Here is a 9,661-nt window from a genome sequence, read left to right on the forward strand (position 1 = left end):
AAAGGCTACCGTCCGCAGTTCTACTTCCGTACTACTGACGTGACTGGCACCATCGAACTGCCGGAAGGCGTTGAGATGGTAATGCCGGGCGACAACATCAAAATGGTTGTTACCCTGATCCACCCGATCGCGATGGACGACGGTCTGCGTTTCGCAATCCGTGAAGGCGGCCGTACCGTTGGCGCGGGCGTTGTTGCTAAAGTTCTGGGCTAATCACTCTGATTAGTTTCTGAATAAAAAAGAGGGCGCTTCGGCGCCCTTTTTTGATCGCGTTAACTCCCTGCCTGCAAACACTATTCTCAAAGCACCGCGAATCGCCTGATGAGTTACAATCGCTGTGCTATTGTAATCATAACCATTCTCATTTACTCTTTGCGCAGAAATTGAACGGGAGTCATCATGTACGTTTGTTTGTGTAATGGTGTAAGTGATAAAAAAATCCGTCAGGCGGTACGCCAGTATCATCCGCAATCTTTTCAGCAGCTACGCAAATTCATTTTGATTGGGAATCAATGTGGAAAATGCGTGCGCGCTGCACGTGAGATTATGCAGGATGAACTGATGCAGCTTCCCGAATACAAAGAGATTGCTTAAGATTTCATCTTTTTTTTGACATCCCTGATGCCGCATCTACGCTCTAATGAGTGGAAGCGGAGGGACTATAAAATGAAAGGTGATATTAAAATCATAAACTATCTCAATAAATTATTGGGAAATGAGCTTGTCGCAATCAATCAGTATTTTCTCCATGCAAGAATGTTCAAAAACTGGGGCCTGATGCGCCTCAACAACGTGGAATACCATGAATCTATCGATGAAATGAAACATGCCGATATTTATATCGAGCGTATTTTATTTCTCGAAGGTATTCCGAACCTGCAGGACTTAGGCAAACTTCACATCGGTGAAGATGTCGAAGAGATGCTGCGCTCTGACCTTCAACTGGAACTGGAGGGGGCTCAGGATCTTCGGGAGGCTATTGCCTATGCCGACACCATTCATGATTACGTCAGCCGCGATATGATGATCAAAATCCTTGAGGACGAAGAACACCATATCGACTGGCTGGAAACTGAGCTCGACCTCATCAGCAAAATTGGTCTGCAGAACTATATTCAGTCACAGATTAAAGAAGAGGCATCAGGAGCGTCCTGATGGGTGGGTAGTAACTTACCCCGACTGAAATCAGCCCCGCTGCTGCCAGAAATGGGCCAAACGGCAGCGGGTTTTTGATGGTAAATCCCCGGCGTGTTAAGGGCCCATAAAGAAGCGACGCCACTAAGCCTCCCGCTGAAGCGATAAGTAATAAACCGGTCAGTGCTTGCCATCCGTGCCATGCACCCAATGCCGCAAATAGCTTGACGTCTCCGTAGCCCAGTCCTTCATGCTTACATAATGCTCTGTAGCACCAGTACACCAGATATAAAAACAAATACCCGCCGATAGCCCCCCATACGGCAGAGTTTAAAAATTCAGGTGCACAAAGAAGCTGAAAAAGCATTCCACACCAAAGAAACGGGCAGGTAAGGCTATTGGGCAGTAACCCTGTCCGCCAGTCAATCCAGCTCAGGCGCAGGATGAGGCACAGATAGATAAAGGCGAAAAAGTAAGTGAGCATAACTAATCCCCAGCGAAAAATTGTGTGCCGAGATTAGCGCGAGGGGATAAGAACAAAAGTGGTACTGTGTAAAGCCGGAAACCGGCTTCAGCTCTGTTTTCTCCGGGTACATTTTTGCAGTCTGCAATGCGAGGCTGCTCGGGGAATTTCGTGACTACGCTTAATTTATAATCAGCACTTGCTAATAGGTCAGATTTCCGTATAATGCGCGGGCCTGTCTATATTGACGGCCGGCTCGATATGAGTCTGGGTGAAGCAGTCAGTCATCAAAACAATGCTCCCGATTGGGGGGCTACGTAAGAACGATTACACTCCCCCATCAATCGTAATGGGTGCGAGGAGTAATTCTTTTCGTCTATAAATAATTGGAGCTCTGGTCTCATGCAGAACCAAAGAATCCGTATCCGTCTTAAAGCGTTTGATCATCGTCTGATCGATCAATCAACCGCGGAAATCGTCGAGACTGCCAAGCGCACTGGTGCGCAGGTACGTGGTCCGATCCCGCTGCCGACCCGCAAAGAGCGCTTCACCGTTCTGATCTCCCCGCACGTCAACAAAGACGCGCGCGATCAGTACGAAATCCGCACTCACAAGCGTCTGGTTGACATCGTTGAGCCAACCGAGAAAACCGTTGATGCTCTGATGCGTCTGGACCTGGCTGCCGGTGTAGACGTGCAGATCAGCCTGGGTTAATCAGGTCATCGAGCGATTGAGAGGTTGAAACAATGATTGGTTTAGTCGGTAAAAAAGTGGGTATGACCCGCATCTTCACTGAAGATGGCGTATCTATCCCAGTAACCGTAATCGAAGTTGAAGCAAACCGCGTTACTCAGGTTAAAGATCTGGCTAACGATGGCTACCGTGCTGTTCAGGTTACCACTGGTGCTAAAAAAGCTAACCGTGTAACTAAGCCGGAAGCTGGTCACTTCGCTAAAGCTGGCGTTGAAGCTGGCCGTGGTCTGTGGGAATTCCGCCTCGCTGATGGCGAAGAGTTCACCGTAGGTCAGGACATTAGCGTTGAGCTGTTTGCTGAAGTTAAAAAAGTAGACGTAACTGGCACCTCTAAAGGTAAAGGTTTCGCAGGTACCGTTAAGCGCTGGAATTTCCGTACCCAGGACGCTACCCACGGTAACTCCTTGTCTCACCGCGTTCCGGGTTCTATCGGTCAGAACCAGACTCCGGGCAAAGTGTTTAAAGGCAAGAAAATGGCAGGTCAGCTGGGTAATGAGCGCGTAACCGTTCAGAGCCTGGACGTAGTACGTGTTGACGCTGAGCGCAACCTGCTGCTGGTTAAGGGTGCAGTTCCGGGTGCAACCGGTAGCGACCTGATCGTTAAACCAGCTGTGAAGGCGTGAGGAGATAGCAATGGAATTAGTATTGAAAGACGCGCAAAGCGCGCTGACTGTTTCCGAAACTACCTTCGGTCGTGATTTCAACGAAGCGCTGGTACACCAGGTTGTTGTAGCTTATGCAGCTGGTGCTCGTCAGGGTACTCGTGCTCAAAAGACTCGTGCTGAAGTAACTGGTTCCGGTAAAAAGCCGTGGCGCCAGAAAGGTACCGGCCGTGCGCGTTCAGGTTCTATCAAGAGCCCGATCTGGCGTTCCGGTGGCGTGACCTTCGCTGCTCGCCCGCAAGACCACAGTCAAAAAGTTAACAAAAAGATGTACCGCGGCGCGCTGAAAAGCATCCTGTCCGAACTGGTACGTCAAGATCGTCTGATCGTTGTCGAGAAGTTCTCTGTAGAAGCGCCGAAAACTAAGCTGCTGGCTCAGAAACTGAAAGACATGGCTCTGGAAGATGTGCTGATCATCACCGGCGAACTGGATGAGAATCTGTTCCTGGCTGCGCGCAACCTGCACAAGGTTGACGTACGTGATGCTGCAGGTATCGATCCAGTTAGCCTGATCGCCTTCGACAAAGTCGTAATGACTGCTGATGCTGTTAAGCAAGTTGAGGAGATGCTGGCATGATTCGTGAAGAACGTCTGCTGAAAGTGCTGCGTGCACCGCACGTTTCTGAAAAAGCGTCTACTGCGATGGAAAAAACTAACACCATCGTTCTCAAAGTTGCTAAAGACGCGACCAAAGCAGAAATCAAAGCTGCTGTGCAGAAACTGTTTGAAGTCGAAGTTAATGACGTGAATACCCTGGTAGTTAAGGGTAAAACCAAGCGTCATGGACAGCGTATCGGTCGTCGTAGCGACTGGAAAAAAGCTTACGTCACCCTGAAAGAAGGCCAGAATCTGGACTTCGCTGGCGGCGCTGAGTAAGTCGGAGGAGTAATACAATGGCAGTTGTTAAGTGTAAACCGACATCTCCGGGTCGTCGCCACGTAGTTAAAGTGGTTAACCCTGAGCTGCACAAGGGCAAACCTTTTGCTCCGTTGCTGGAAAAAAACAGCAAATCCGGTGGCCGTAACAACAATGGCCGTATCACCACTCGTCATATCGGTGGTGGCCACAAGCAGGCTTACCGTATTGTTGACTTCAAACGCAACAAAGATGGTATCCCGGCAGTTGTTGAACGTCTTGAGTACGATCCGAACCGCTCTGCGAACATCGCACTGGTTCTGTACAAAGATGGCGAGCGCCGTTACATCCTGGCCCCTAAAGGCCTGAAAGCTGGCGACCAGATTCAGTCTGGCGTTGATGCTGCAATCAAAGCGGGTAACACCCTGCCGATGCGCAATATCCCGGTTGGTTCTACCGTTCATAACGTAGAAATGAAACCAGGTAAAGGCGGTCAGCTGGCGCGTTCTGCTGGTACCTATGTACAGATCGTTGCTCGTGACGGTGCTTATGTCACCCTGCGTCTGCGTTCTGGCGAAATGCGTAAAGTGGAAGCTGACTGCCGCGCTACTCTGGGCGAAGTTGGTAACGCTGAGCATATGCTGCGCGTTCTGGGTAAAGCAGGTGCTGCACGCTGGCGTGGTATTCGTCCTACCGTTCGCGGTACTGCGATGAACCCGGTAGATCACCCACATGGTGGTGGTGAAGGTCGTAACTTTGGTAAGCACCCGGTAACTCCGTGGGGCGTTCAGACCAAAGGTAAGAAGACCCGCAGCAACAAGCGTACTGATAAATTTATCGTACGTCGCCGTAGCAAATAATTTTAGAGGATAAGCCATGCCACGTTCTCTCAAGAAAGGTCCTTTTATTGACCTGCACTTGCTGAAGAAGGTAGAGAAAGCGGTGGAAAGCGGTGACAAGAAGCCCCTGCGCACCTGGTCCCGTCGTTCAACGATCTTTCCTAACATGATCGGTTTGACCATCGCTGTCCATAATGGTCGTCAGCACGTTCCGGTATTTGTTTCCGACGAAATGGTCGGTCACAAACTGGGTGAATTCGCACCGACTCGTACTTATCGCGGCCACGCTGCTGATAAAAAAGCGAAGAAGAAATAAGGTAGGAGGAAGAGATGGAAACTATCGCTAAACATCGCCATGCTCGTTCTTCTGCTCAAAAGGTTCGCCTTGTGGCTGACCTGATTCGCGGTAAGAAAGTGTCGCAGGCTCTGGATATTTTAACCTACACCAACAAGAAAGCGGCTGTACTGGTTAAGAAGGTCCTGGAATCTGCCATTGCTAACGCTGAACACAACGATGGCGCTGACATCGACGATCTGAAAGTCACGAAAATTTTCGTAGATGAAGGCCCAAGCATGAAGCGCATTATGCCGCGTGCAAAAGGTCGTGCAGATCGCATCCTGAAGCGCACCAGCCACATCACTGTGGTTGTGTCCGATCGCTGAGACTCTGGAGACTAGCAATGGGTCAGAAAGTACATCCTAATGGTATTCGCCTGGGTATTGTAAAACCATGGAACTCTACCTGGTTTGCGAACACCAAAGAATTCGCTGACAACCTGGACAGCGACTTTAAAGTACGTCAGTACCTGACTAAGGAACTGGCGAAAGCGTCTGTATCTCGTATCGTTATCGAGCGTCCGGCTAAGAGCATCCGTGTGACCATTCACACCGCTCGTCCGGGTATCGTTATCGGTAAGAAAGGTGAAGACGTTGAGAAACTGCGCAAGGTCGTAGCGGATATCGCTGGCGTTCCTGCACAGATCAATATCGCCGAAGTTCGTAAGCCTGAACTGGACGCAAAACTGGTTGCTGACAGCATCACTTCTCAGCTGGAACGTCGTGTTATGTTCCGTCGTGCTATGAAGCGTGCTGTACAGAACGCCATGCGTCTGGGCGCTAAAGGTATCAAAGTTGAAGTTAGCGGCCGTCTGGGCGGCGCTGAGATCGCACGTACCGAATGGTACCGTGAAGGTCGCGTTCCGCTGCATACGCTGCGTGCTGACATTGACTACAACACCTCTGAAGCGCACACCACTTACGGTGTAATCGGCGTTAAGGTATGGATCTTCAAAGGTGAGATCCTGGGTGGTATGGCTGCTGTTGAACAACCGGAACCGGCTGCTCAACCTAAAAAGCAGCAGCGTAAAGGCCGTAAATAAGGAGCGTCGCTGATGTTACAACCAAAGCGTACAAAATTCCGTAAAGTGCACAAAGGCCGCAACCGTGGTCTGGCGCAGGGTACGGATGTTAGCTTCGGCACTTTCGGTCTGAAAGCTGTTGGCCGTGGTCGTCTGACTGCACGTCAGATCGAAGCAGCACGTCGTGCTATGACCCGTGCAGTTAAGCGTCAGGGTAAAATCTGGATCCGTGTATTCCCGGACAAACCGATCACCGAGAAGCCGCTTGAAGTTCGTATGGGTAAAGGTAAAGGTAACGTAGAGTATTGGGTTGCCTTGATTCAGCCGGGTAAAGTCCTGTATGAAATGGACGGCGTACCGGAAGAGCTTGCCCGTGAAGCATTCAAGCTGGCAGCAGCGAAACTGCCGATTAAAACCACCTTTGTAACTAAGACGGTGATGTAATGAAAGCAAAAGAGCTGCGTGAAAAGAGTGTTGAAGAGCTGAACACCGAGCTGCTTAACCTGCTGCGTGAGCAGTTTAACCTGCGTATGCAGGCTGCAAGTGGCCAGCTGCAACAGACTCACCTGTTGAAGCAAGTGCGTCGTGACGTCGCACGCGTTAAGACTTTACTGACTGAGAAGGCGGGTGCGTAATGACCGATAAAATCCGTACTCTGCAAGGTCGCGTCGTAAGCGACAAAATGGAGAAATCCATTGTTGTTGCTATCGAACGTTTCGTGAAACACCCGATCTACGGTAAATTCATTAAGCGTACGACCAAACTGCACGTACATGACGAGAACAACGAATGTGGTATCGGCGACAAGGTTGAAATCCGTGAATGCCGTCCGCTGTCCAAGACTAAGTCCTGGACTCTGGTTCGCGTTGTAGAGAAAGCGGTTCTGTAATAGAGTACGCATTCTCAAACGATAAACGGCTCAGAGATGAGCCGTTTATTTTTTCTACCCTTATCTGGGAACCGGTGTTATAATGCCGCGCCCTCGATATGGGGTTATTTAACGACCTGATTTTTTGGGTCCCGAAGTAGTAGTTGACATTAGCGGAGCACTAAATGATCCAGGAACAGACTATGCTGAACGTCGCCGACAACTCCGGCGCTCGTCGCGTAATGTGTATCAAGGTTCTGGGTGGCTCGCACCGTCGCTACGCAGGCGTCGGCGATATCATCAAGATCACCATCAAGGAAGCAATTCCGCGTGGTAAGGTCAAAAAAGGTGATGTGCTGAAGGCGGTAGTGGTGCGCACCAAGAAGGGTGTTCGTCGCCCGGACGGTTCTGTCATTCGCTTCGATGGCAATGCATGCGTTATTTTAAACAATAACAGTGAGCAGCCCATCGGTACGCGTATTTTTGGGCCGGTAACTCGTGAACTTCGTACTGAAAAGTTCATGAAAATTATCTCTCTGGCACCAGAAGTACTTTAAGGAGCGAATCATGGCAGCGAAAATCCGTCGTGATGACGAAGTTATCGTGTTAACCGGTAAAGATAAAGGTAAGCGCGGTAAAGTTAAGAATGTCCTGTCTTCCGGCAAGGTCATTGTTGAAGGTATCAACCTGGTTAAGAAACACCAGAAGCCGGTCCCGGCTCTGAACCAGGCGGGTGGCATCGTTGAAAAAGAAGCTGCTATTCAGGTTTCTAACGTTGCAATCTTCAATGCGGCAACCGGCAAGGCTGACCGTGTAGGCTTTAGATTCGAAGACGGCAAAAAAGTCCGTTTCTTCAAGTCTAATAGCGAAACTATCAAGTAATTTGGAGTAGTACGATGGCGAAACTGCATGATTACTACAAAGACGAAGTAGTTAAAAAACTCATGACCGAGTTTAACTACAATTCTGTCATGCAAGTCCCTCGGGTCGAGAAGATCACCCTGAACATGGGTGTTGGTGAAGCGATCGCTGACAAGAAACTGCTGGATAACGCAGCAGCTGACCTGGCAGCAATCTCCGGTCAAAAGCCGTTGATCACCAAGGCACGCAAATCAGTTGCAGGCTTCAAAATCCGTCAGGGCTATCCGATCGGCTGTAAAGTAACTCTGCGTGGCGAACGCATGTGGGAGTTCTTTGAGCGTCTGATCACTATTGCTGTACCGCGTATTCGTGACTTCCGTGGCCTGTCCGCTAAGTCTTTCGATGGTCGTGGTAACTACAGCATGGGTGTCCGTGAGCAGATCATCTTCCCGGAAATCGATTACGATAAAGTCGATCGCGTACGTGGTTTGGATATTACCATCACCACTACTGCGAATTCCGATGAAGAAGGCCGTGCTCTGCTGGCTGCCTTTGACTTCCCGTTCCGCAAGTAAGGTTACTTCATGGCTAAGCAATCAATGAAAGCACGCGAAGTAAAGCGCGTAGCTTTGGCTGAAAAATACTTCGCTAAACGCGCTGAACTGAAAGCGATCATTTCTGATGTGAACGCCTCCGACGAAGATCGTTGGAATGCCGTTCTCAAGCTGCAGACTCTGCCGCGTGATTCCAGCCCGTCTCGTCAGCGTAACCGCTGCCGTCAAACTGGTCGTCCGCACGCTTTCCTGCGGAAGTTCGGGTTGAGCCGTATTAAGGTCCGTGAAGCCGCTATGCGCGGTGAAATCCCGGGTCTGAAAAAGGCTAGCTGGTAATTGTCACCAATTGAATCACGGGAGTAAAGACAGATGAGCATGCAAGATCCGATCGCGGATATGCTGACCCGTATCCGTAACGGTCAGGCCGCGAACAAAGCTGCGGTCACCATGCCTTCCTCCAAGCTGAAAGTGGCAATTGCCAACGTGCTGAAGGAAGAAGGTTATATCGAAGATTTTAAAATTGAAGGCGACACCAAGCCTGAACTGGAACTTACTCTCAAGTATTTCCAGGGCAAAGCTGTGGTAGAAAGCATTCAGCGTATCAGCCGCCCAGGTCTGCGCATCTATAAGAAAAAAGATGAGCTGCCGAAAGTTATGGCCGGTCTGGGTATCGCAGTTGTTTCTACCTCTAAAGGTGTTATGACTGATCGTGCAGCGCGCCAGGCTGGTCTCGGCGGCGAAATTATCTGCTACGTAGCGTAATCGGAGGAAAAAATGTCTCGTGTTGCTAAAGCACCGATCGTTCTTCCTGCCGGCGTAGAGGTAAAACTCAACGGTCAGGTTATTACGATCAAAGGTAAAAACGGCGAGCTGACTCGTACTCTCAACGATGCTGTTGAAGTGAAGCAAGCAGATAACACTCTGACTTTCGCTCCGCGCGAAGGTTTTGTAGATGGTTGGGCCCAGTCTGGTACCGCACGTGCTCTGCTGAACTCAATGGTTGTCGGTGTTACCGAAGGCTTCATCCGTAAGCTTCAACTGGTTGGTGTAGGTTACCGTGCTGCGGTCAAAGGTGATGTTGTGAACCTGTCCCTGGGCTTCTCACATCCGGTTGACCACAAGCTGCCTGCAGGTATTACCGCTGAATGTCCGACTCAGACTGAAATCGTACTGAAAGGTGCTGATAAGCAGTTGATCGGTCAGGTAGCTGCAGACCTGCGCGCCTACCGTCGTCCTGAGCCTTATAAAGGCAAGGGTGTTCGTTACGCCGACGAAGTCGTGCGTACCAAAGAGGCTAAGAAGAAGTAAGGTAAC

21 protein-coding genes are annotated in these 9,661 nt (G+C 50.0%); 20 read left to right on the forward strand and 1 reads right to left on the reverse strand.

Translation table 11 applies throughout. From position 1 onward, the window contains the following. The 3 genes from ET34_RS0116465 to bfr form a co-directional block, all read left to right on the forward strand. Nucleotides 1–213 (forward strand): EF-Tu C-terminal domain-related protein (locus ET34_RS0116465; RefSeq protein ID WP_031522768.1); only part of this gene is annotated, 213 nt, incomplete at its 5' end. A gap of 186 nt (nucleotides 214–399) precedes the next feature. After that, entirely contained in the window at nucleotides 400–594 is a 195-nt protein-coding gene (gene bfd, locus ET34_RS0116470; protein WP_031523892.1) for a bacterioferritin-associated ferredoxin, read from the forward strand. Nucleotides 595–666: 72 nt separating this feature from the next. Beyond that, complete coding sequence (gene bfr, locus ET34_RS0116475; protein WP_031523893.1) at nucleotides 667–1,155, forward strand: bacterioferritin; 489 nt, start codon at nucleotides 667–669, stop codon at nucleotides 1,153–1,155. On the opposite strand, the gene ET34_RS22070 is transcribed toward bfr, so the two are convergent. Beyond that, entirely contained in the window at nucleotides 1,127–1,618 is a 492-nt protein-coding gene (locus ET34_RS22070) for a prepilin peptidase (protein WP_072002052.1), read from the reverse strand. The genes bfr and ET34_RS22070 overlap by 29 nt on opposite strands. 381 nt (nucleotides 1,619–1,999) lie before the next feature. On the opposite strand from ET34_RS22070, the gene rpsJ reads away from it, so the two are divergent. The 17 genes from rpsJ to rplF all read left to right on the forward strand — a co-directional run bounded on the left by rpsJ (nucleotide 2,000) and on the right by rplF (nucleotide 9,655). Further along, nucleotides 2,000–2,311 (forward strand): 30S ribosomal protein S10, encoded by a 312-nt coding sequence (gene rpsJ / locus ET34_RS0116480; protein ID WP_001181005.1) that lies wholly within the window; start codon nucleotides 2,000–2,002, stop codon nucleotides 2,309–2,311. 32 nt (nucleotides 2,312–2,343) lie between these two features. Next, the gene (gene rplC, locus ET34_RS0116485; RefSeq protein ID WP_024549497.1) at nucleotides 2,344–2,973 is read left to right on the forward strand and encodes a 50S ribosomal protein L3; all 630 of its coding nucleotides are present in this window, start codon (nucleotides 2,344–2,346) and stop codon (nucleotides 2,971–2,973) included. Between the two features lie 10 nt (nucleotides 2,974–2,983). Next, nucleotides 2,984–3,589 carry a 50S ribosomal protein L4 gene (gene rplD / locus ET34_RS0116490; RefSeq protein ID WP_024558311.1) on the forward strand — a complete coding sequence of 202 codons (606 nt, stop codon included), beginning with the start codon at nucleotides 2,984–2,986 and terminating at the stop codon, nucleotides 3,587–3,589. Continuing rightward, a complete protein-coding gene (rplW, locus tag ET34_RS0116495) occupies nucleotides 3,586–3,888 on the forward strand; it encodes a 50S ribosomal protein L23 (RefSeq protein WP_031523897.1) in 303 nt (100 codons plus the stop codon). Before rplD ends, rplW begins: the two co-directional genes overlap by 4 nt. A 17-nt stretch (nucleotides 3,889–3,905) precedes the next feature. Then, nucleotides 3,906–4,727 carry a 50S ribosomal protein L2 gene (gene rplB, locus ET34_RS0116500; protein ID WP_023479412.1) on the forward strand — a complete coding sequence of 274 codons (822 nt, stop codon included), beginning with the start codon at nucleotides 3,906–3,908 and terminating at the stop codon, nucleotides 4,725–4,727. Between the two features lie 16 nt (nucleotides 4,728–4,743). Beyond that, complete coding sequence (rpsS, locus tag ET34_RS0116505) at nucleotides 4,744–5,022, forward strand: 30S ribosomal protein S19 (protein WP_001138115.1); 279 nt, start codon at nucleotides 4,744–4,746, stop codon at nucleotides 5,020–5,022. 14 nt (nucleotides 5,023–5,036) lie between these two features. Beyond that, complete coding sequence (rplV, locus tag ET34_RS0116510; protein ID WP_000447529.1) at nucleotides 5,037–5,369, forward strand: 50S ribosomal protein L22; 333 nt, start codon at nucleotides 5,037–5,039, stop codon at nucleotides 5,367–5,369. 17 nt (nucleotides 5,370–5,386) lie between these two features. After that, on the forward strand, nucleotides 5,387–6,085 hold the full coding sequence (gene rpsC / locus ET34_RS0116515) for a 30S ribosomal protein S3 (protein WP_006817277.1): 699 nt from the start codon (nucleotides 5,387–5,389) through the stop codon (nucleotides 6,083–6,085). 12 nt (nucleotides 6,086–6,097) lie between these two features. Beyond that, on the forward strand, nucleotides 6,098–6,508 hold the full coding sequence (rplP, locus tag ET34_RS0116520; RefSeq protein WP_002438716.1) for a 50S ribosomal protein L16: 411 nt from the start codon (nucleotides 6,098–6,100) through the stop codon (nucleotides 6,506–6,508). Continuing rightward, on the forward strand, nucleotides 6,508–6,699 hold the full coding sequence (gene rpmC / locus ET34_RS0116525; protein ID WP_004388609.1) for a 50S ribosomal protein L29: 192 nt from the start codon (nucleotides 6,508–6,510) through the stop codon (nucleotides 6,697–6,699). The genes rplP and rpmC overlap by 1 nt, the downstream gene beginning before the upstream one ends. Continuing rightward, the gene (rpsQ, locus tag ET34_RS0116530) at nucleotides 6,699–6,953 is read left to right on the forward strand and encodes a 30S ribosomal protein S17 (protein ID WP_002438707.1); all 255 of its coding nucleotides are present in this window, start codon (nucleotides 6,699–6,701) and stop codon (nucleotides 6,951–6,953) included. Before rpmC ends, rpsQ begins: the two co-directional genes overlap by 1 nt. Before the next feature lie 164 nt (nucleotides 6,954–7,117). Next, complete coding sequence (gene rplN, locus ET34_RS0116535) at nucleotides 7,118–7,489, forward strand: 50S ribosomal protein L14 (protein WP_002919748.1); 372 nt, start codon at nucleotides 7,118–7,120, stop codon at nucleotides 7,487–7,489. Between the two features lie 10 nt (nucleotides 7,490–7,499). Next, the gene (gene rplX, locus ET34_RS0116540; RefSeq protein WP_002445369.1) at nucleotides 7,500–7,814 is read left to right on the forward strand and encodes a 50S ribosomal protein L24; all 315 of its coding nucleotides are present in this window, start codon (nucleotides 7,500–7,502) and stop codon (nucleotides 7,812–7,814) included. A 14-nt stretch (nucleotides 7,815–7,828) separates the two neighbouring features. Next, complete coding sequence (gene rplE / locus ET34_RS0116545) at nucleotides 7,829–8,368, forward strand: 50S ribosomal protein L5 (protein ID WP_031523907.1); 540 nt, start codon at nucleotides 7,829–7,831, stop codon at nucleotides 8,366–8,368. A 9-nt stretch (nucleotides 8,369–8,377) separates the two neighbouring features. Beyond that, the gene (gene rpsN / locus ET34_RS0116550; RefSeq protein WP_004388614.1) at nucleotides 8,378–8,683 is read left to right on the forward strand and encodes a 30S ribosomal protein S14; all 306 of its coding nucleotides are present in this window, start codon (nucleotides 8,378–8,380) and stop codon (nucleotides 8,681–8,683) included. A gap of 33 nt (nucleotides 8,684–8,716) precedes the next feature. Beyond that, a complete protein-coding gene (rpsH, locus tag ET34_RS0116555; RefSeq protein WP_031523908.1) occupies nucleotides 8,717–9,109 on the forward strand; it encodes a 30S ribosomal protein S8 in 393 nt (130 codons plus the stop codon). Nucleotides 9,110–9,121: 12 nt separating this feature from the next. Beyond that, nucleotides 9,122–9,655, forward strand: a complete 534-nt coding sequence (rplF, locus tag ET34_RS0116560; protein ID WP_031523909.1) for a 50S ribosomal protein L6 — start codon at nucleotides 9,122–9,124, stop codon at nucleotides 9,653–9,655. The last annotated feature ends 6 nt before the right edge of the window (nucleotides 9,656–9,661 follow it).

Source organism: Siccibacter colletis, from assembly GCF_000696575.1.
Taxonomy (GTDB): Bacteria; Pseudomonadota; Gammaproteobacteria; order Enterobacterales; family Enterobacteriaceae; genus Siccibacter; species Siccibacter colletis.

Coding starts and splice junctions, on each gene's coding strand:
- rpsS (WP_001138115.1), top strand. CDS start 4,744: ATGCCACGTTCTCTCAAGAAAGGTCCTTTTATTGACCTGCACTTGCTG.
- rplE (WP_031523907.1), top strand. CDS start 7,829: ATGGCGAAACTGCATGATTACTACAAAGACGAAGTAGTTAAAAAACTC.
- rpsJ (WP_001181005.1), top strand. CDS start 2,000: ATGCAGAACCAAAGAATCCGTATCCGTCTTAAAGCGTTTGATCATCGT.
- rpsN (WP_004388614.1), top strand. CDS start 8,378: ATGGCTAAGCAATCAATGAAAGCACGCGAAGTAAAGCGCGTAGCTTTG.
- rplN (WP_002919748.1), top strand. CDS start 7,118: ATGATCCAGGAACAGACTATGCTGAACGTCGCCGACAACTCCGGCGCT.
- rpsH (WP_031523908.1), top strand. CDS start 8,717: ATGAGCATGCAAGATCCGATCGCGGATATGCTGACCCGTATCCGTAAC.
- rpsC (WP_006817277.1), top strand. CDS start 5,387: ATGGGTCAGAAAGTACATCCTAATGGTATTCGCCTGGGTATTGTAAAA.
- rpsQ (WP_002438707.1), top strand. CDS start 6,699: ATGACCGATAAAATCCGTACTCTGCAAGGTCGCGTCGTAAGCGACAAA.
- bfd (WP_031523892.1), top strand. CDS start 400: ATGTACGTTTGTTTGTGTAATGGTGTAAGTGATAAAAAAATCCGTCAG.
- rplP (WP_002438716.1), top strand. CDS start 6,098: ATGTTACAACCAAAGCGTACAAAATTCCGTAAAGTGCACAAAGGCCGC.
- rplV (WP_000447529.1), top strand. CDS start 5,037: ATGGAAACTATCGCTAAACATCGCCATGCTCGTTCTTCTGCTCAAAAG.
- rplD (WP_024558311.1), top strand. CDS start 2,984: ATGGAATTAGTATTGAAAGACGCGCAAAGCGCGCTGACTGTTTCCGAA.
- rplX (WP_002445369.1), top strand. CDS start 7,500: ATGGCAGCGAAAATCCGTCGTGATGACGAAGTTATCGTGTTAACCGGT.
- rplC (WP_024549497.1), top strand. CDS start 2,344: ATGATTGGTTTAGTCGGTAAAAAAGTGGGTATGACCCGCATCTTCACT.
- rpmC (WP_004388609.1), top strand. CDS start 6,508: ATGAAAGCAAAAGAGCTGCGTGAAAAGAGTGTTGAAGAGCTGAACACC.
- ET34_RS22070 (WP_072002052.1), bottom strand. CDS start 1,618: ATGCTCACTTACTTTTTCGCCTTTATCTATCTGTGCCTCATCCTGCGC.
- bfr (WP_031523893.1), top strand. CDS start 667: ATGAAAGGTGATATTAAAATCATAAACTATCTCAATAAATTATTGGGA.
- rplW (WP_031523897.1), top strand. CDS start 3,586: ATGATTCGTGAAGAACGTCTGCTGAAAGTGCTGCGTGCACCGCACGTT.
- rplB (WP_023479412.1), top strand. CDS start 3,906: ATGGCAGTTGTTAAGTGTAAACCGACATCTCCGGGTCGTCGCCACGTA.
- rplF (WP_031523909.1), top strand. CDS start 9,122: ATGTCTCGTGTTGCTAAAGCACCGATCGTTCTTCCTGCCGGCGTAGAG.